The sequence below is a fragment of the Pseudoxanthobacter sp. M-2 genome, assembly GCF_046156265.1.
Lineage (GTDB): Bacteria > Pseudomonadota > Alphaproteobacteria > Rhizobiales > Segnochrobactraceae > CAMDHY01.
The window spans coordinates 480,826-499,329 of sequence record NZ_JAWDIR010000033.1; the positions used below are offsets into that span (position 1 = coordinate 480,826).

The 18,504-nt window shown below is 71.2% G+C and carries 20 protein-coding genes; 11 read left to right on the forward strand and 9 right to left on the reverse strand.

Going from position 1 to position 18,504, the window contains the following annotated elements; all coding sequences use genetic code 11:
- Nucleotide 1 precedes the first annotated feature (1 nt).
- The gene (locus tag RUR49_RS17350; RefSeq protein WP_409147638.1) at nt 2–2,281 is read left to right on the forward strand and encodes an NADP-dependent malic enzyme; all 2,280 of its coding nucleotides are present in this window, start codon (nt 2–4) and stop codon (nt 2,279–2,281) included.
- 93 nt (nt 2,282–2,374) lie between these two features.
- On the opposite strand, the gene dps is transcribed toward RUR49_RS17350, so the two are convergent.
- From dps to RUR49_RS17365, 3 genes are all read right to left on the reverse strand, one after another.
- Nucleotides 2,375–2,857 (reverse strand): DNA starvation/stationary phase protection protein Dps, encoded by a 483-nt coding sequence (gene dps, locus RUR49_RS17355; protein WP_409147639.1) that lies wholly within the window; start codon nt 2,855–2,857, stop codon nt 2,375–2,377.
- 173 nt (nt 2,858–3,030) lie between these two features.
- Entirely contained in the window at nt 3,031–3,693 is a 663-nt protein-coding gene (locus RUR49_RS17360; protein WP_409147640.1) for an FMN-binding negative transcriptional regulator, read from the reverse strand.
- 379 nt (nt 3,694–4,072) lie between these two features.
- Nucleotides 4,073–4,390 (reverse strand): DUF1127 domain-containing protein, encoded by a 318-nt coding sequence (locus tag RUR49_RS17365; protein ID WP_409147641.1) that lies wholly within the window; start codon nt 4,388–4,390, stop codon nt 4,073–4,075.
- A gap of 85 nt (nt 4,391–4,475) precedes the next feature.
- Here RUR49_RS17365 and RUR49_RS17370 point away from each other — a divergent pair, with 85 nt between their 5' ends.
- Complete coding sequence (locus RUR49_RS17370) at nt 4,476–5,171, forward strand: ArsR/SmtB family transcription factor (RefSeq protein WP_409147642.1); 696 nt, start codon at nt 4,476–4,478, stop codon at nt 5,169–5,171.
- A gap of 81 nt (nt 5,172–5,252) precedes the next feature.
- Here the strand turns inward: RUR49_RS17370 and RUR49_RS17375 are convergent, their stop codons facing one another.
- Nucleotides 5,253–6,176: a manganese catalase family protein gene (locus RUR49_RS17375; protein ID WP_409147643.1), complete on the reverse strand. Its 924-nt coding sequence runs from the start codon at nt 6,174–6,176 to the stop codon at nt 5,253–5,255.
- A gap of 232 nt (nt 6,177–6,408) precedes the next feature.
- Between RUR49_RS17375 and hisB the strand changes: the two genes are divergently transcribed.
- From hisB to hisA, 4 genes are read left to right on the forward strand one after another with little or no spacing between them, the layout of a single operon-like run.
- Nucleotides 6,409–7,002, forward strand: coding sequence for an imidazoleglycerol-phosphate dehydratase HisB (gene hisB, locus RUR49_RS17380; protein ID WP_409147644.1), 594 nt, complete (start codon nt 6,409–6,411; stop codon nt 7,000–7,002).
- A gap of 19 nt (nt 7,003–7,021) precedes the next feature.
- The gene (locus tag RUR49_RS17385; RefSeq protein WP_409147645.1) at nt 7,022–7,528 is read left to right on the forward strand and encodes a DUF2628 domain-containing protein; all 507 of its coding nucleotides are present in this window, start codon (nt 7,022–7,024) and stop codon (nt 7,526–7,528) included.
- Nucleotides 7,525–8,175, forward strand: a complete 651-nt coding sequence (hisH, locus tag RUR49_RS17390; RefSeq protein WP_409147646.1) for an imidazole glycerol phosphate synthase subunit HisH — start codon at nt 7,525–7,527, stop codon at nt 8,173–8,175. Before RUR49_RS17385 ends, hisH begins: the two co-directional genes overlap by 4 nt.
- The gene (hisA, locus tag RUR49_RS17395) at nt 8,172–8,912 is read left to right on the forward strand and encodes a 1-(5-phosphoribosyl)-5-[(5-phosphoribosylamino)methylideneamino]imidazole-4-carboxamide isomerase (protein ID WP_409147647.1); all 741 of its coding nucleotides are present in this window, start codon (nt 8,172–8,174) and stop codon (nt 8,910–8,912) included. The genes hisH and hisA overlap by 4 nt, the downstream gene beginning before the upstream one ends.
- A gap of 10 nt (nt 8,913–8,922) precedes the next feature.
- On the opposite strand, the gene RUR49_RS17400 is transcribed toward hisA, so the two are convergent.
- The 5 genes from RUR49_RS17400 to RUR49_RS17420 form a co-directional block, all read right to left on the reverse strand.
- A complete protein-coding gene (locus tag RUR49_RS17400; protein ID WP_409147648.1) occupies nt 8,923–9,276 on the reverse strand; it encodes a DUF6717 family protein in 354 nt (117 codons plus the stop codon).
- An 85-nt stretch (nt 9,277–9,361) separates the two neighbouring features.
- Complete coding sequence (locus RUR49_RS17405) at nt 9,362–10,738, reverse strand: sugar porter family MFS transporter (protein ID WP_409147649.1); 1,377 nt, start codon at nt 10,736–10,738, stop codon at nt 9,362–9,364.
- On the reverse strand, nt 10,735–12,243 hold the full coding sequence (locus RUR49_RS17410) for a nitrilase-related carbon-nitrogen hydrolase (RefSeq protein ID WP_409147650.1): 1,509 nt from the start codon (nt 12,241–12,243) through the stop codon (nt 10,735–10,737). The genes RUR49_RS17405 and RUR49_RS17410 overlap by 4 nt, the downstream gene beginning before the upstream one ends.
- A gap of 100 nt (nt 12,244–12,343) precedes the next feature.
- Entirely contained in the window at nt 12,344–13,297 is a 954-nt protein-coding gene (locus RUR49_RS17415; RefSeq protein WP_409147651.1) for a hypothetical protein, read from the reverse strand.
- Between the two features lie 91 nt (nt 13,298–13,388).
- Entirely contained in the window at nt 13,389–14,180 is a 792-nt protein-coding gene (locus RUR49_RS17420; RefSeq protein ID WP_409147652.1) for a DeoR/GlpR family DNA-binding transcription regulator, read from the reverse strand.
- 134 nt (nt 14,181–14,314) lie between these two features.
- Between RUR49_RS17420 and RUR49_RS17425 the strand changes: the two genes are divergently transcribed.
- From RUR49_RS17425 to RUR49_RS17445, 5 genes are read left to right on the forward strand one after another with little or no spacing between them, the layout of a single operon-like run.
- A complete protein-coding gene (locus RUR49_RS17425; RefSeq protein ID WP_409147653.1) occupies nt 14,315–15,595 on the forward strand; it encodes an aspartate aminotransferase family protein in 1,281 nt (426 codons plus the stop codon).
- Nucleotides 15,596–15,618: 23 nt separating this feature from the next.
- On the forward strand, nt 15,619–17,148 hold the full coding sequence (locus RUR49_RS17430; RefSeq protein WP_409147654.1) for an aldehyde dehydrogenase family protein: 1,530 nt from the start codon (nt 15,619–15,621) through the stop codon (nt 17,146–17,148).
- Between the two features lie 5 nt (nt 17,149–17,153).
- On the forward strand, nt 17,154–17,771 hold the full coding sequence (locus RUR49_RS17435; RefSeq protein ID WP_409147655.1) for a BMC domain-containing protein: 618 nt from the start codon (nt 17,154–17,156) through the stop codon (nt 17,769–17,771).
- On the forward strand, nt 17,768–18,250 hold the full coding sequence (locus RUR49_RS17440; RefSeq protein ID WP_409147656.1) for a hypothetical protein: 483 nt from the start codon (nt 17,768–17,770) through the stop codon (nt 18,248–18,250). Before RUR49_RS17435 ends, RUR49_RS17440 begins: the two co-directional genes overlap by 4 nt.
- Nucleotides 18,250–18,501 (forward strand): EutN/CcmL family microcompartment protein, encoded by a 252-nt coding sequence (locus RUR49_RS17445; RefSeq protein WP_409147657.1) that lies wholly within the window; start codon nt 18,250–18,252, stop codon nt 18,499–18,501. Before RUR49_RS17440 ends, RUR49_RS17445 begins: the two co-directional genes overlap by 1 nt.
- Nucleotides 18,502–18,504 lie beyond the last annotated feature (3 nt).

The following is an 18,504-nucleotide window of genomic DNA, read 5'->3' on the forward strand; positions in this document are numbered from 1 at the left end:
GATGGCAGCGAGTGACGGCCCGACGCGGCCCGGCCTGGCCTTCACCGACCGCGAAGCGCTGCAGTTCCACCAGATGGGACGGCCCGGCAAGATCGAGATCGTCGCGACCAAGCCGATGGCGACGCAGCGCGACCTGTCGCTCGCCTATTCGCCGGGCGTCGCCGTGCCGGTGCGCGCCATCGCCGAGGACCCGAGCCGCGCCTTCGACTACACGATCCGCGGCAACCTCGTCGCCGTGATCACCAACGGCACCGCCATCCTCGGCCTCGGCAACCTCGGCGCGCTGGCGGCGAAGCCCGTGATGGAAGGCAAGGCGGTGCTGTTCAAGCGCTTCGCCGACGTCGACTCCATCGACCTCGAGGTCGACACCGAGAACGTCGACGAGTTCGTCAACTGCGTGCGCTTCCTCGGACCGTCCTTCGGCGGCATCAACCTCGAGGACATCCGCGCGCCGGACTGCTTCATCATCGAGAGCCGCCTGCGCGAGATCATGGACATCCCGGTGTTCCATGACGACCAGCACGGCACGGCGATCATCGCCGCTGCGGGCGTCATCAACGCGCTGCACCTCACCGGGCGCGAGCTGAAGACGACGAAGATCGTCTGCAACGGCGCCGGCTCTGCCGGCATCGCCTGCATCGAGCTCATCAAGGCGCTCGGCGTGCCGCACGAGAACGTCATCCTCTGCGACACCAAGGGTGTCGTCTACCAGGGCCGCACCGAGGGCATGAACCAGTGGAAGTCGGCGCACGCCGTCCCCACCGACAAGCGCACCCTCGCCGAGGCGATGGAGGGTGCGGACGTCTTCTTCGGCGTTTCGGTGAAGGGCGCGCTGACCGACGAGATGGTCCGCTCGATGGCGCCGAACCCGGTCATCTTCGCCATGGCGAACCCGGATCCGGAGATCACCCCGGAGGAGGTCGCGGCCGTCCGCGACGACGCCATCATGGCGACCGGCCGGTCGGACTATCCGAACCAGGTCAACAACGTCCTCGGCTTCCCCTACATCTTCCGCGGCGCGCTCGACGTGCGGGCGACGACCATCAACGACGAGATGAAGATCGCCGCCGCCCACGCGCTCGCCATGCTCGCCCGCGAGGACGTGCCGGACGAGGTCGCCGCCGCCTATCGCGGCCATCGCCCGCGCTTCGGGCCGCAGTACATCATCCCGGCGCCGTTCGACCCGCGCCTCATCTCGGTGGTGCCGCCGGCGGTGGCGAAGGCGGCGATGGAGACCGGCGTCGCCCGCCGGCCGATCGTCGACATGGCCGCCTATGTCGAGCAGCTGTCGGCACGTCGCGACCCCGTCGCCGGCACGCTCGCGCGCGTCTTCACCAAGGTGCGCCAGCAGCCGAAGCGCGTCGTCTTCGCCGAGGGCGAGGAGGAGGCGGCGATCCGCGCCGCCGCGAGCTTCGTCGTGCAGGGCCTCGGCACCGCCATCCTGATCGGCCGCGAGGACATCGTCCAGGCGAACGCGAAGGCTGCCGGTGTCGAGATCCGGCCGGGCATGGAGATCGCCAACGCCCGCGTCTCGAGCCGCAACCGCGACTATGCGGAGTTCCTGTTCGCCCGCCTGCAGCGCCGTGGCTTCCTGCTGCGCGACTGCCAGCGCCTGGTGAACACCGACCGCAACTATTTCGGCGCCCTGATGGTGGCGCTGGGCGACGCCGACGCGATGGTGACGGGCTCGACCCGCCACTACGCCTCGACGCTGGAGGCGGTGCGCCGCGTCATCGACGCCAAGCCCGGCCACCGGCCGATCGGGTTGTCGATGGTGCTGGCGCGCGGCCGCACGGTGCTCGTCGCCGATACCGCCGTGCACGAGACGCCGACGGCGGAAGAACTCGCCGAGATCGCCGTCGAGGCGGCCCACGTCGCCCGCCGGCTCGGCTACGAGCCGCGCGTCGCGCTGCTCGCCAGCGCCACCTTCGGCCAGCCGCCGACGGACAGCGCCCGGCGCGTCCAGGAGGCGATGGCGATCCTCAACCGGAAGCGGGTGGACTTCGAGGTGGACGGCGAGATGTCGGCCACGTCCGCTCTCAGCGCCGAGCTGCTTACCGCCTATCCGTTCGCGCGCCTCTCCGGCCCGGCGAACGTGCTCGTCATGCCGTCGGCGGACGCCGCCTCGATCGCCACCGGCATGCTGCGCGAACTCGGCGGCTCGACGGTGATCGGGCCGCTGGTCGTCGGCCTCGACAAGCCGGTGCAGATCGTCCAGCTCGGCGCCAAGGATTCCGAGCTCGTCAACATGGCGGCGATCGCCGCCTTCAACGTCACCTGAGCGAAGGCCTCTCCCGCTGCGGGAGAGGCCGTCATCCGGGCCGCTACCGGCCGCCCCTCCTCCGCAGCGGGGGAGGGGCCGTCTCCGGTGCGATCAGGCGTTGCCGGGTAGGTGCGCCTCGATGAACCACAGTGCCTTGTCGACGCCGCGCGATACCTGCGTCAGCACGTCGGCCGAGGTCGGGTCGCCGGCTTCGCCGACCGCCTCGATGTCCTTGCGCACGGCGTTGGCGAAAGCGCCGTAACGGTCGGCGAGCGCCGTCAGGTGCGCCTCGATGCCCTTCGCGTCAGCCGGATAGGCGGGAAGCGAGGTCGCGCCCGAAACGCCCTGCAGCGTGCCCTGCGGCGTGCCGGCGAGCTGCGAGACGCGCTCGGCCATGGTGTCGACGTGGTCGTCCATCTCCCCGCGCAGGGTGTCGAGCATCTCGTGCACGGCGATGAACTGCGGCCCGCGGACGTTCCAGTGGGCGTGCTTGATGGCGAGCCCGAGATCGATGGCGTCGGCCATGCGGGCGCTGAGCGCCGCGATGGCGGCCTTGCGGGCGTTGTCGTGGATCGAGTTGCGGGTCGTCGGCATCGTCGGGCTCCCGTTGTTCGCGGCCGTTCCGAGCCGGGCGGCCGCGTCAGCCGCTACAATAAACCCTCGACGGGACGGTGACAGCGGCCTGATCGCCGTCCTGCCATGCGTTGGCTGCCATGCGTCGGCGCGACCGGGTCGGACGGCGTCGGCGGTGCCTGCCGGGGGGCTCGTCAGCCGCGCTCGAGCCCGCCATAGGTGGCGACCAGACCGGCCATCGCCGCACCTGCCTCTCCGGCCGCCGCGAGGCCCTCCGCGACGCCCCGCCGGTCGGCCTCCGGCCGGTTCTGGCTGACCTTCCATTTCCCATCGATGCGCTCAATGGGGATCTCCAGCCCGACGATGCCGCGCTTCTGCATCTCGACATAGCGCGCCGGCGCATCCGACACCGCCCACGGCACCGGCCGGCCGCCTTCGTGCACGACGGTCAGCGCCTCGATCTGGCGGGAGAGCCAGGCATCGTCCTCGACGACCCGCGGCCGTCCGCGCACCTGCACGATGGCATAGTTCCAGGTCGGCACGACCTTCCCCGTCTCCCGCTTCGTCGCGTACCAGGACGGCGTCACGTAGGTGTCGGCGCCCTGGAAGACGATCAGGGCCTCGCCGCCGGTCCCGTCGCCGTCCAGAAAGTCCCGCCACTGCGGGTTGGCACGGGCGACGTGCGCGCGCAGCGTCCCGCGGGGAGCGGCCTCGTCGGCGTCGTGCAGCAGGAACGGCACCGGGTTCGCCGACAGGCCGTCGGCGCCGGAGGAGATCAGTAGTCCGAGCGGGTGGGCCCGGATCAGCGCGTGCTGGACCTCGAGCCGCTCCTCGCGGAAATGCTCCGGCTGGTACATCGCGGCGGCGTCCTCGGGGCGGGATGGTGGCGGTTCGCGTCACCTTAGCAGGCAGCGTCAGCCCGGAGCAGAGGCTCGATCGACCCCTCGCTTCCCCGCAGTGCCGACCTTGGTTGCTCGCGTTCGTCCGGGGCCGAGGGATCCCTTGACTGTTGCGCCCGCGGCCCCCCCTCCGACCGGCTTCGCCGGCCACCTCCCCCGCGAGGGGGGAGGGTTCGCGCCGAGATTGGGTCAGGTGGTTTGACAAATCCCCAACGCAGACCCTCCCCCCTCGCGGGGGAGGGTAGGGAGGGGGGGCGCCGCGGGCTCTGCTGTCGAGAGTGATTTCCGAGTGTGCAGCCATCCGACAAACGCCCGCCCCACTCACCGCAGCCCCTTGTCACCTCCGCCGCCCCGCCCGGCGCCGCTCGGCCGCCGACGCGTCCAGCATCCCCGTCGGGTCCGGCGTGCGCGGGTCGAACAGCGCAACATGCACGTCGGCGCGGGTGAGGCCGATGTCGGCGAGGCGGTCGTCGTCGAGGTCGAGCAGGTCGAGGGTGGCGCGGCGGTTGCTGCGGATGCGCCACAGCCGCCCGGCGCCGGCGAGCAAGGCGCCGGCAATCCGCCGAAGCCTTTCGGCGACACCGCCGCTGGCGCTCGGACAGCCGCGGGGGAAGGTGAAGCGGGCGCGGCGGCCGGCGGTGCGGGGCATGGTCATGGCGGCGTCTCCGGAGCGGCCGGGGTGGCCTGATCCCGCACCCTAGGCTCTTGCCGGACGTCGATAGTTCGGCCATGATCGAACCATGAAAGACGGACCCGTCATCGCCGCCGTCGCCGCTCTGCTCGGCGATCCCGCCCGTGCCAACATGCTGACCGCCCTGATGGACGGCCGGGCGCTGACCGCCAGCGAGCTCGCCGGCGAGGCGGGCGTCGGTCTGCCGACGGCGAGCGGCCACCTGTCGAAGCTCGAGGCGGGCGGCCTCGTTGCGGTCGAGAAGCAGGGCCGCCACCGCTATTTCCGTCTTTCCGGCAGCGACGTCGCGGCGGTGCTGGAAGGCCTGATGGGGCTCGCGGACCGCACCGGCGCGGTGCGCACCCGGCCAGGGCCGAAGGAACCGGCGCTGCGGGTCGCCCGGCTCTGCTACGATCACCTCGCTGGTGAGCGCGGCGTCGCGCTGCTCGATGGCCTGCGTCGCCGCGGCGTGCTGGCCGAGCACGACGGCGAACTCGCGCCGACCCCCGCCGGCCGAGCCTTCCTCCGTGATTTCGGCATCGATCTCGCGCCGCTCGCGGGCAAGCGCCGGCCGCTCTGCCGCGCCTGCCTCGACTGGAGCGAGCGCCGCCACCACCTCGCCGGCTCGCTCGGAGCCGCGCTTCTGACGCGAATGGCTGAATTGAGCTGGCTAAAGGTCGGCGAAACCGGCCGCATCGTCGCCTTCACGCCGGCCGGTGAGCGCGCCTTCGCGGCGACGTTTGCGGCCGAGAGCCCGGACCCCTGACGCAAGACGGCCCGCCACCCCGGGGGGCGGCGGGCCGCGGTCTCGATCAGCCGTACGCGACCGGTCGATGGTGCGACGGCCTCAGCGCGCCTTCTTGGTCAGCTTCTGTGCGACTTCGAAGAGCTCCTCCGGCGCGTAGTCCGGGGTGAAGGCCGACGGGACGCCGCCGAGCTGGTGGATCTTGCCACCGTCCGGCATGCCCTCGACCACCTCGAGCTCGCCCGGCGGGTCGCCCGGCAGCGCCATCTCGCCGTTGCCCCAGATGCCCGACATCTCCTTGTAGTCCTTCGGGCTGAACGTATAGAGTCGGCAGTGGCTACCCTCGGCGAGGTACTTCTGCGCCTCGGGAATCCGGTCGAGATTGATGTTGGGCGTCGGCAGCATCTTCTCGATCGCCACGCCGGTGATCTGCTTCAGGGCGAGCGCATAGGCGTGGGCGTGGACGGAACCGCGCACCAGCAGGTAGCCGCAGACCTCGCGGCCGGTCGGGTCGGTCAGGCTCTCATAGACGCGCAGCTTGTGCAGCCGGGCGCCGCACTCCAGGTGGAAATTGTGCAGGAGGTCCGCCACGACGTTGCCGGTGGTGGTGACGAAGTCGTTGTTCCACGAGGCGCCGTTGCTGTTGATCGGCACCGCGCCGCCGGCGTGCGAGTAGAAGCCGCCGGCGAGCCTGATGTCCTTCATGTCCTCGAACGGGGCGCCGGAGATGTCGCCGCCGTCCTCCTCGTCGGCGCCGGTGTCCGGGCCGTTGTTCAGCATCGCCACGCCATTGCTGACGAGCTCGACGTGGCCGAGCTCTTCCGCCGTGATGGCCGCGACGAGGCTGTAGAACGGCCGCAGCTTCGCCTTGCTGCGGAAGTTGAAGCTCTGGAACATGTAGTTGCCGAGCGTGGACATCTCGCCGTACTTGCCCCCGAGGAGTTCCTGCAGGGCGGCGCCGGCGTTGGGGTCCTGCCGTTTCGGGGCGGGTAGATCGATCTGCAGCTTGTCGACACGGAGAAACATCGGGGCGTCCTTCGTCTGGGTCTGTCGCGGTCCAATCGGCCGATCGACCCGATGTTCCGTGTCGACGCAAAGAAGCCGGACGGGCCGCCGGGCGCGGGCGGCGCCGTCGCCCCGCCACAGCCCGTGCCGGCAGCGGCTTTCACCACCCCGCCCCCTCTGTTAGAAGGGCGGGCCCGTGCCCCCGGACCCAACCCGGAGCGGCGCCATTCCACGACCGGGAGCGACGAGGACGATGCGGACGGCGCGCGTCGAGCGCAGGACGAACGAGACCGAGATCACCGTCACCGTCGACCTCGACGGAACGGGGAAGGGCAGCTTTTCGACCGGCGTCGGCTTCTTCGACCACATGCTCGACCAGCTCTCCCGCCACTCGCTCATCGACATGAGCGTGACGGCGAAGGGCGACCTGCACATCGACGACCACCACACGGTGGAGGACGTCGGCATCGCGCTCGGCCAGGCGATCCTGAAGGCGCTCGGCGACCGCCGCGGCATCGTCCGCTACGCCCACAGCTACCTTCCGATGGACGAGGCGCTGACGCGCGCCGCCGTCGACGTCTCTGGCCGGCCGTTCCTGGTGTTCAACACGACGTTCCCGACGCCGAAGATCGGCACCTTCGACACCGAGCTGGTGCAGGAGTTCTTCCGGGCGTTCGCGATGAACGCCGGCCTGACGCTGCACGTCGAGACGCTCTACGGCGCCAACAGCCACCACATCGCCGAGAGCTGCTTCAAGGCGGTGGCGCGGGCGCTGCGCACGGCGGTCGCCGTCGACCCGCGCACCGCCGGCGAGATCCCGTCGACGAAGGGGCGGCTCGGCGACTGACGCCGGGCGAGGACCGATCATGGCCGTCTTCACCGTTCACGAGCCGCCGCCGTCCGGCGACCTGATGCGCGATGCCGAGCGCGTCACCTTCGTCCGCGACGGCTTCTCGTGGGCGGCCTTCCTGATCCCGCTCCTCTGGCTCCTCTGGCACCGGATGTGGCTGGTGCTCGTGCTGTGGATCGCCATCGTCGTCATCGTGCAGTGGGGCGCCTCGCTCGTGGGCGAGCCGGCGCCGCTGGTCGCCGCCCTGGCGATCGCGCTGGTGATGGGCTTCGAAGCGAGCAGCCTGCGCCGCTGGACGCTCGAGCGCCGTCGCTTCCGCTTCGCCGGCGTCGTCGCCGGCACCGACCGCAGCGAGTGCGAGCGCCGCTTCTTCGCCGACTGGGAGGGCGGCGCACCCGTCGCGCCGACCTCCGGCACCTCGGCCCCGCCCGCGACGGTGCCGCGCGTCTACGCGTCCTCGCGGCACGAGGGCGACGAGGCCCAGGTCCTCGGTCTCTTCCCCACCTCGGAGCGTTCGCGATGAGCGTCGCCATCGTCGACTACGGCTCGGGCAACCTGCGCTCGGCCGAGAAGGCGTTCGAGCGCGCCGCCCGCGAGGCGGGGCTCGGCATCGCCATCGCCGTCACCGCCGATCCCGCCGTGGTGGCGCGCGCCGAGCGCGTCGTGCTGCCGGGCGTCGGCGCGTTCGCCGACTGCCGTGCCGGCCTCGACGCCGTCCCCGGCATGGTCGAGGCGCTGCGCGAGGCGGTGGAGGTGCGCGGCACGCCGTTCCTCGGCATCTGCGTCGGCATGCAGCTGATGGCCGAGCGCGGCCTCGAATACGTCACCTCCGAGGGCCTCGGCTGGATCCCCGGCGACGTGGTGCGCATCGAGCCGTCGGACCCGACGCTGAAGGTGCCGCACATGGGCTGGAACACGCTGACGCTCGTGCGCGACCACCCGGTGTTCGCCGGCATCGAGACCGGCCCCGCCGGCCTGCACGCCTATTTCGTGCACTCGTACCATCTCGCCGCGACGGACCCCGACACCATCGTCGCCACCACCGACTACGGCGGCCCGGTGACGGCGGTGGTGGCGCGCGACAACCTCGTCGGCACGCAGTTCCATCCCGAGAAGAGCCAGCACCTCGGGCTCGCCTTGATCTCCAATTTCCTGAAGTGGCGCCCGTGATCCTGTTTCCCGCCATCGATCTGAAGGAAGGCCGCTGCGTCCGCCTCGTGCGCGGCGAGATGGCGTCCGCCACCGTCTTCAACGACGACCCGGCCGCCCAGGCGCGCGCCTTCGCCGACGCCGGCTTCTCGTGGCTGCACGTCGTCGACCTCGACGGGGCGTTCGCCGGCGAAAGCCGCAACGGCGCGGCGGTGGAGGGCATCCTCGCCGCCACCGGTCTGCCGGTGCAGCTCGGCGGCGGCATTCGCGACATGGCCGCGATCGAGGGCTGGCTCAAGCGCGGCGTCCGCCGCGTCATCCTCGGCACCATCGCCGTCCGCGATCCGGAGCTGGTGCGGCGGGCGGCCAAGGCTTTCCCTGGCCGCGTCGTCGTCGGCATCGACGCCAAGGGCGGCAAGGTAGCGGTGGAAGGCTGGGCGGAGACATCCGAGATGGCCGCCGTCGACCTCGCCCGCGCCTTCGAGGACGCCGGTGTGGCGGCGATCGTCTACACCGACATCGACCGCGACGGCCTCCTGAAGGGCCTCAACCTCGCGGCTACGCTGGAGCTCGCCCGCGCGGTCTCGATCCCGGTGATCGCCTCGGGCGGCCTCGCCGGCCTCGACGACGTGCGCCAACTGCTCGCGCCGGAGGCTGCGATCCTCGAAGGGGCCATCGCCGGCCGCGCCCTCTACGACGGCCGCCTCGTGCCGTCGGAGGCGCTGGCCCTCGTCCGCGCCGCCCGCGCCGCAGCCTGAGGCGGACGTCTCAGGCGGCGCCGTCGCGCTCCCGCACTGCCACGAAAAGCTTCGGCGGCGGGGCATCGAAGTACTTGAGCAGGGCCGGGCAGAGCCAGCCTTCCGCGTCGAGCGCCGTCGAAAAATAGACGTTGCCGCTCCGGTCCGGCCGGCGCCAGTCGAGCTCGAACTGGCTGCCGGGGAAGGCGTTCGACGAGAACACCATGACGAACCCGTTATGGGCGTCGCGCAGCCCGGCGACGATCTTGTCGATCATCGTGTCGGCACCGCCGACGAACGGCTCCTGGACCAGTCCCCGAGCGGGATCGTCGAACACCCACATGCCATGCAGACGGTAGGGTGCGATGACGTTGATGCTGTTCATGGGCGGCACCCCTTTCGGCGCCGCCTGTTTCTCCGGCCGGCCCGCGGCCGTCAAGTGCAACGATCGCGGGAGGCGCCTCTCGGCCTCACGCCCGCCCGAACGCCGCGAACGGCCGGCCGGCGGTGAGGTGGGCTTCGATGTCCTCGAGGCTCGCCCCGCGCGTCTCCGGCACGTAGCGCAGCGTGAAGAACACGCCGAGCGCGCAGACGATCGCGAACAGGCCGAACACCACCGACAGCCCCACCGCCTGCAGCAGCACCGGGAAGGAGAACACGACCAGCGCGTTGAAGCCCCAGTTCGCCACCGAGGCGAGGCCCATGCCGGGGCCGCGCACGGCGAGCGGGAACACCTCCGCCATCATGATCCACGGCAGCGGCCCGATGCTGATGGCGAAGGCGGCGATGTAGACGACGAGCCCGATCAGCGCGACCCAGCCGAGGTCGCCGCTGCCGCTGGAGGCGGCGACCGCGATGGCGGCCAGGCTCACCGCCGTCCCGAGGAAGCCGATGACGAGCAGCGAGCGGCGGCCGATGCGGTCGATGATGATCATGCCGACCACCGTCATCGCGACGTTGACGACGCCAATACCCACCGTCGCCAGCATCGCGCCGGCGTGGGTGTCAAAGCCGGTCAGGCCGAACACGGTGGGGGCGAAGTAGATCACCGCGTTGATGCCGGAGAGCTGCTGCAGCAGGAACAGCCCCATTGCCACGATCAGCGCCGGCCGCACCGTCGGCGACAGCAGCGACGGGCCGCCGGTGCCGCGCCTCTCCTCGACGAGCCGCGCCTCGATGTCGGCGAGCTCTTCCTCCACCGCCCGGTCGTTCTCGGGCACTTCCGCGAGCCGGGCCGCGACGCGGCGGGCCTCGTCACGCCGGCCCTTCTGCATCAGCCAGCGCGGCGTGTCGGTCAAAAGCGCCATGCCGACGCCGAGCGCCACCGCCGGCACGATGCCGGCGGCGAACATCCACCGCCACGAGTCGGTCGGGTCGTCGGGCGTCAGCATGATGACGATGTCGTCGATGAAGTAGGCGCCGAGGATGCCGAGGGTGATGGCGAGCTGGTAGGCGGCGACCAGCGTGCCGCGCTTCTCGGCCGGGGCGCATTCGGCAATGTAGAGCGGTGCCGTCATCGCCGCCGAGCCGATGGCGAGGCCGAGCACCAGGCGCGCCATCGTCAGCGAGAACACGCCGCCGGCGAGCGCCGCCCACAGCGCGCCGAGGACGAACAGGATGGCGGCGGCGAGCAGCACGCCGCGGCGGCCCATCGGGCCGGCGAGGTATCCGGCGGCGAGTGCGCCGACCAGCGCGCCGAGCGGCACCGCCGCCGTCATCAGCCCCTCGGCCGTCGCCGTGATGGTGAAGTCCTGCTTCAGGGGCGCCAGCGCCCCGGCGATGACGCCCTCGTCGAAGCCGAACAGGAAGCCGGCGATGGCCGCGACTGCGGCGACGATCCAGATCATGATTTCCCCCGAGCCTTTTCTTCTTCGCGCCGTGCCATCAGGGCGGCACCGATGAGAAGGATCGCCGCCGCCAGCGAGAGCATGGCGAACCAGTCGCCGAAGCGGGCATAGAGCGTGTTGCCGCGCCCGACCGGCACCGTCGCCTGGATCGCTGTCGTCTCGGTGTGACTGGTGAGCTTTGCCGCCAGCACGCGGCCGCGGTCGTCGCTGAGCGTCAGCATGCCCCACTGGCCGTTGCGCGCCACCGCGAAGCCGCCGCTGACACCGGCTAAGATGGCGACGCGAGCGTGGTGCCAGGCGTCGACGTCGAAATCGAGCGCCGGCACTGCCATCAGCCCCACCCCCTGGCGGGAATAGCCGCGCCACTTCGCCGGGAAGTCCATGTCGTGGCAGATGGTGACCCCCCACGGCGCCGAGCGGTCGGTCATCACCAGCGGCGCCGTGCCCGCCGTGTAGCGGCCCTCGAGCCCCGGGATCAGGTATTCCTTGACGTAGGCGACGGGCGACGTCGTGCCCGGCGCGAACAGCCGCGCGGTGTTCTTGGCGCCACCGCCGGTGTCGGTCTCGGTGAAGCCGGCGAGCACCGACAGGCCGTTGCGGTCGGCGATCGACTGGAAGTGCGAGAAGGCCCTGTCGACGAGGTCCGGGCCGATCGCGGCGAGCTTCTCCGGCAGCACGACGAGCTCGACGCCGGTGCCGGCGAGTGCGTCGAGTGGCGCCTCGTAGGCCTGGATGGCGGCCTCCACGGCGGCCGCGGAGGTGGCGTCCAGGATGGTCTCGTCGGTCGGCGGCGCCACCACCGCGACGACCGCCTGCCGCTCGCCGGCGGTGTCGCCGAGGCGCAGGCTGCCGCCGACGAAGGCGAGGAGGACGCAGGCCGCCGGCACGACGAGGCAGGCGACCGCCTGCCGCGGCCGGTCGCGCAGCAGCCAGGCGGTGGCGAGGCCGGCGGGCACCATCATCACCAGGAAGACGACGCCCCACGGCCCGGTGACGGCGGCGATCTGCACGAGCGGCAGGATTTCCACCTGCGTGTAGGCGAGGCTGAAGCCGGCGTCGCCGCGGCGGGCGAGGAAGACGATGTACTCGTAGCCCGTCCACAGCGCCGGGAAGGCGAGGAGCGCCGCCGGGTGCCGCAGCCTGAGCGCGGCGAAGCGCGCGAGCACGACGATGACGGCGGCGGCCGCGGCATAGGCGACGATCGGGCCGACATAGGTAACGGGGTCGATGCCGTAGCCGAGATAGACGAGGACGTTCTGGCTCTCGACCGCGAAGCCGTGGTGGATGAAGACGTTGGTCAGCCCGGCGGCGACAGCGGCAAAGGTCGCCACCGCCGTGACGACGACGCCGCTACCGGTGGCGAGCACCAGCAGCGGCAGCGGCGCCAGCCACGGCGCCCACCAGTCGTAGTTGTCGCCGATGGCGAAATACCAGAGCCCGGCGGAGGCGACGAAGAGGATCGCCTGCATCGCCGGGGAGAGCGCCGGTCGCGTATGTCCCGTCATGCCGGCCCCGAATCCTCGTCAGCGGTGCGGACGATAGCCGATCCGCGCGTCGCCGTGGCGGGCAATTTCCTGTGCGCGAACACCGTCGTGCGCCGGGCCGTCAGCCGGCGATCAGCCGGTCGAGCGCCATGCCGATGGCGCCGGCCTCGACGGTGTCGGCGGCGATCGTCAGGCCGATGCCGGGGGCGACGAGGAAGGCGAGCAGGCTCTCGGCCGCCGCCTGCGACCCGCTATAGCCGAGCGCCGCGAGCTCGTCGGCGAGGTCGGTGGCGTCGGCGTCGATGTAGCGTGCCCGCGCCTCCAGCGCCTCGGCCCCGATCGCCCGGTCGCGGATGAAGACGATGCGGCAGGCGGTCGGCCGCGCGTCCGGATCGTGCAGGGCGTTGCCGCAGAACAGGCCGCCCACGAGGCTGCCGGGCGGGGCCGGCACGATCAGGGCGAAGTAGAACAGCCGTCCTGTCGAGCCGCAGTTGACGGTGCACTGCGCGGTGCGGCCATCGACGGTGAGGCGCCCGCTCATCTCCACCGTCTGCCCGAACAGGTGCTCGCGATAGCTCAGCGCCAGCGCGCCGCCGGGGCGGGCGGTGATGTCGACGGGCCCCGTGATCAGGCTGCCGCGCCGGGTGCTCGCCCAGGCCGGCGAGATCGCGAGATAGCGCCCGACGAGGATGTGCTCGCTGCGCCAGGAGGCGCCCCCCGGTGCGGCCTCCGCCTCGTCCCGCGCGCCACCGGCGGCGATCCCGGCGATCGTCTCCTCGCTCAGGAAGACGTGCGGTCGCAGCGCCTCGGCCAGCGCCTCGAAGCTCGCGGCGGCGAGGAACTGCGGCGAAAGCCCGAGGCCGAGCACCGCCGCCCAGTCGTCATAGACGCTGGAGAGCCGCGGCCGCGCCTTGCCGCGCATCCACTTGTAGGCGTTCTCCACCGTGAAGGCGGTGGCCGGATTGACGGCGGCGAAGCGGCCGCACAGCTCCTTGCCGGTGGTGCAGCCCAGCGCCGCGGCCGTCAGCTGCAGCTTCATCGCGAGCTGGTCGTTCGGCCTCGGCACCGTCGGCATCGGTCAGCGCAATCCCCCGCCGGGCCGCCCCGGCGGCGCGCCCCGATTCGGCGACGCTACGGGAACGACGGGAGCCGTCAACCGACTTTGGCTACGGGTGGGACGAACCCACCAGCACCGCGGCGCTCGCCTCCTCCAGTGCTGCGGCGAGGTCGCCGTCGGGGGCGCGGTCGCTGACGAGGGTCGTCGTCGCCGACCAGGCGCCGTAGACGACGAGCGATGGCCGGCCGAACTTGCCGTGGTCGGCGAGCACCAGCGTCTCCGCCGCCCGCCGCATCATCGCCCCGTAGACGAGGCCCGGCGCCATCGAGGCGTCGTTCGGGCCCTCGTCCGACAGGCCGGATGCGCCGAGTACCGCCTTGTTGGCGTGGAAGCGGGCGAGGGCCTCGATGGTGTCGGCGCCGTGGATCAGCCCCTCGCGGCCGTCGTACTTGCCGGGCAGCATCAAGACCTCGATGCGCGGGTTCGCCGACAGCGCCATGGCGATCGAGAAGGCGTGGGTGATGACGGTGAGCGGCATCTCGCGGGCGGCGAGCTCGCGGGCGAAGTGCAGCGTCGTGGCGCCGCCGCCGATCATCAGGATGTCGGTCGCCTCGATGCGGTCGGCGGCGGCGACCGCGATGGCGCGCCGCTCCTCCACCATCAGCGCCTGCCGCTCGGTGAGCGCCGGCTCGAAGGTGACGGGCCTGACCGCGCCGCCATAGGTGCGGCTGATCAGGCCGCGCTCGTCGAGCTCCGCGAGGTCGCGCCGGATCGTCTCCGGCGACACCGTCAGCCAGTCGGCGAGCTCGTGCACCCGCATCGCCGGCGAGCGCCGGAGCGCGGCAAGGATGACCTCCTGCCGCCCGGCCTTGCCCGTCCGCTTCACCGCAATGCCCGGCATTCTGCCTCCGATCGCCCGAAGTCCAACAAATTTGTGACGAATGGGGCGGCATGTCCACGCCGAAGTGCGCTTTACAACATTTTTTTGTTGGAGTACGGTCATTTCACGCTTGGCTTCCAGCAGCGAGCTGCCCGATGTATGACTACGGCCTGTTCCGCTACGAGTCGAAGGAGGACCTCCTCGACACGGCGATCCGCTACTGGAATCCCGACAAGACGAAGTTCTGGCAGAAGCTCGGGGTCGATCTCGTCATCGACCGGCGCGAGGGCTACTTCCTCTACGACATGAGCGGCCGCCGGCTGATCGACCTGCACCTCAATGGCGGCACCTACAACTTCGGCCACCGGAACCCTGAACTCGTCGAGACGCTGAAATACGCGCTCGATTATTTCGACATGGGCAACCACTGGTTTCCGTCCGTCGCCCGCTCGGCGCTGGCGGAGGAACTGGTCGGCATCTCGCCGGGGCTGAAGTACGCGGTGTTCGGCGCCGGCGGGGCCGAGGCGGTCGAGATCGCGCTGAAGAGCGCCCGCTTCGCCACCAAGCGCCGCAGGATCCTGTCGATCTACAAGGGCTACCACGGCCACTCCGGCCTCTCGGTGGCGACCGGCGACGACCGCTTCTCGAAGATCTTCCTCGCCGACCGGCCGGAAGAGTTCGAGCAGGTGCCGTTCAACGATCTCGCCGCCATGGAGCGCGCCCTTTCCGGCCGCGACGTCGCCGCCCTCATCATCGAGACGATCCCGGCCACCTACGGCTTCCCGATGCCTGATGACGGCTACCTGCCGGCCTGCAAGGCGCTCTGCCAGAAGTACGGCACCGTCTACATCGCCGACGAGGTGCAGACCGGGCTGATGCGCACCGGCGAGATGTGGGGCTGGCAGGCCTATGGCGTGCAGCCGGACATCTACGTCACCGCCAAGGGTCTCTCCGGCGGCCTCTATCCGATCAGCGCCGCCGTCGTCGACGAGCGCTGCGGCGACTGGCTGAACATCGACGGTGCCGCTCACATCACCACCACCGGCGGCGCCGAGCTCGGCTGCATCGTCGCGATGAAGGTGCTGGAGATGCTGCAGCGCCCGGCCGTGGTCGCGAACGTCGCCGCCGTCACCGAGTTCTTCGCCACCGGCATGGCCGAGATGATGCGCCGCCACGGCGACATCTTCTCCGGCGTCCGCCAGAAGGGCGTCGTCCTCGGCCTCGAGTTCGACCACCCGGAGGGGGCCGTGCACGTGTCGCGCGCGCTCTACGAGCACGGCGTCTGGGCGATCTTCTCCTCCCTCGACAAGCGCGTGCTGCAGTTCAAGCCGGGCGTGCTGAAGAGCGTCGAGCTCTGCGAGGAGATCCTCGACCGCTTCGACGCGGCGATGCCGCGCGCCCGCGAGCTGATGCACGCCGCCCGCAAGGCCGCCTGAGACTGGCGATCCGGAGACCCGCGATGCCGCACGTTGCCGACGAGCCGCTGATGAAGGTGCCGGACGCCGCTCTCGAGCGCGGCCGGATGATGCTCGGGCGCGCCCGCTGGGCCGCCTCCCGCCTCGCCCAGATGGACCGGGGCGCGATCCAGAGGATCGTCCAGGCGGTCGCCGAGGCCGGCCACGCGAAGGCGCGCACCTTCGCCGAGGCTGCCGTGCGCGAGACCGGCTACGGCGTCGTCGAGCACAAGGTGATGAAGAACGAGGCGTGCTCGCGCGGCCTCGTCGAGCTCTATCGCGGCGAGGACTTCGTCTCCCCTCGCATCGACGCCGACAAGAAGATCGTCGAGCTGCCGCGCCCGGCCGGCGTCGTCTTCGCGCTGATCCCGGTCACCAACCCCGTCGCCACCGTCTACTTCAAGACGCTGCTCGCGCTGATGACGCGCAATGCCGTCGTCCTCAGCCCCCACCCGGGCGCGAAGGGCGTCTGTACCGAGGCGGCCCATGTGCTTGCGGCGGCGGCGAAGGCCGCCGGCGCGCCCGACGGCGCCATCCAGGTGATCGAGGAGCCGACAATTCCGCTGATCGAGGCCTTGATGCGCGACGAGCGCGTCGACCTCATCGTCGCCACCGGCGGCCCGGCGGTCGTCAAGGCCGCCTACCGCTCCGGCAACCCGGCGATGGGCGTCGGCCCCGGCAACGCGCCGGTGCTGGTCGACGACACCGCCGACGTGACGGAAGCCGGCAAGCGCATCGTTGCCTCGAAGTCGTTCGACAACTCGATCCTCTGCACCAACGAATCGACGGTTCTCGCCTACGCCTCGATCGCCGACCGTTTGCTCGCGGCGATGAAGGCCGCCGGCGCCCACATCTGCACGCCGGCCGAGACGGAGAAGGTCCGCGCGCTCCTGTTCCGCGACGACGGCTTCAACACGGCGATGATCGGCAAGGACGCCGCCCTGATCGCGAAGGAGGCCGGCTTCTCGGCGAACGGCGCCAAGATCCTCGTCACCCCCGTCACGCTCGTGCAGCCGGAAGAAAAGCTCGTCCGCGAGAAGCTCTGCCCGGTGCTGGCGTTCGCCCGCGTCGACGGCCTCGACCAGGCGATCGCCTCGGCGCGCTCGATGATGCGGCGCAGCGGCAAGGGTCACACGGCCGGGGTGCATTCCAAGCGCGAGGCGACCATTCTGGCGTTTGCCGCCGCGGTGCCGGCGCTGCGCTTCGCCGTCAACGCCGGCTGCTCGCTCGGGGCGTCGGGCTTCGAGACCAACCTCGGCCCGTCGATGACGATCGGTACGGGATTCGCCGGCGGCTCGTCGATCGGCGACAACCTGACGCCGCACCACTTCGTCCACTTCGCCCGCATCGCCTACAACAAGGCGGCGAGCGAGGCCTTCGGCGACTTCCGCGGCCTCGACCCGCTCGACCTGCCGAAGCCCTCGGCGCCACCGCGCTTGGTCGCTTCCGGCGGCGGTGACGCGGATGCCGAGGCGCTCCGCCGCGAGCTTCGCAAGATCATTCTCGAAGAGCTCAACGCCGTGCTGGCGGCCTGACGGACATGGCCACACTCCGCTCCTTCATCTTCATCGACCAGCTGCAGCCGCAGACGATGTGCTTCATGGGCACGTGGATCCGCGGCTCGCTGCCGCGCACCGGCATGGCGGCGCAGATCGTCGAGGTCGCCCCCGGTCTCGACATCGAGGCGCTCACCGACACCGCGCTGAAGGAGGCCGAGGTGCAGGGCGGCATCCTCGTCGTCGAGCGCCAGTTCGGCTACCTCGAGTTCCACTCCCGCTCGACGTCGGCGGTGAAGGCGGCGGCCGCCGCGGTGCTGCGCCATCTCGGCGTCGAGGCCTCGGCGGCGATGAAGCCGAAGATCCTCGCCTCGCAGATCGTCAGCCGCATCGACCCGCTGCACGCCTTCCTGATCAACCGCAACAAGGGCGGCTCGATGGTGCTGGCCGGCGAGACGCTGTTCGTGCTCGAGGCCGAGCCCGCCGCCTACGCCATCCTCGCCTGCAACGCCGCGGAGAAGGCGGCGACGGTGAAGGTCGTCGACTACCGGATGATCGGCGCCACCGGCCGGCTCTACCTGTCCGGCACGGAATCGGAAGTGAAGGCGGCCGCCGAGGCGGCGATCGCGGCCCTCGAGCTCGTGGCGGAGGCGGCGCGATGAGCGAGGCCGAACTCAGGGCGATGGTCCGCGAGGTGCTGCGCGAGGCCCTGGCGAGCCGCAAGGGCGGGCCGGTCGCCGCGCCGAACGGCTCGGCTGCTGCCATTCAGAAGGCGCCCGTCCCGCACGCCGCACCCGGCGCCGCGACACCTGCCGTCGAGCCGGTGGCAATCACGTCGGATGCCGACCTCGCGAGCTTCGTCCGCCGCCTCACCGCGCTGCTCGACGATCCGGCGACGGGGTCCACCATCCGCGCCGGCCGCCATCGCTTCTCGCTCATCGGCGGCCGGGCCGCCGCATCCGCACCCACTGCCGCACCCGTCGCTCCGGCCGCCGTCGTGCTGTCGGGCACCGTCACCGAGGCCAAGATCGTCGCCAACGCCAAGGCCGTCACCATCGTGCTCGCCCCGGGCGCCGTGGTGACGCCGCTCGCCCGCGACAAGGCGAGGGCGCTGGGGCTCAAGCTGGAGGCACGACGCTGATGCTGCGCGCAACCGTCACCGGCCGCGTCTGGTCCACCAAGCGGCTCCCCGAGATGCCCGCCGGCACCATCCTCGAGGTGGTCATCGACGGCTCGACCTCGCGGCTTCTCGCCTTCGATCCGCTCGGCTGCGGCGAGGGCGAGCAGGTCGTCATCGCCACCGGCTCGGTCGCCGCCGGCTGGTTCCCCGGCAAGGCCCCGCCGATCGACGCTCTGATCGTCGCATCGATCGACGAGGGCGCGAAGTCCTGATCG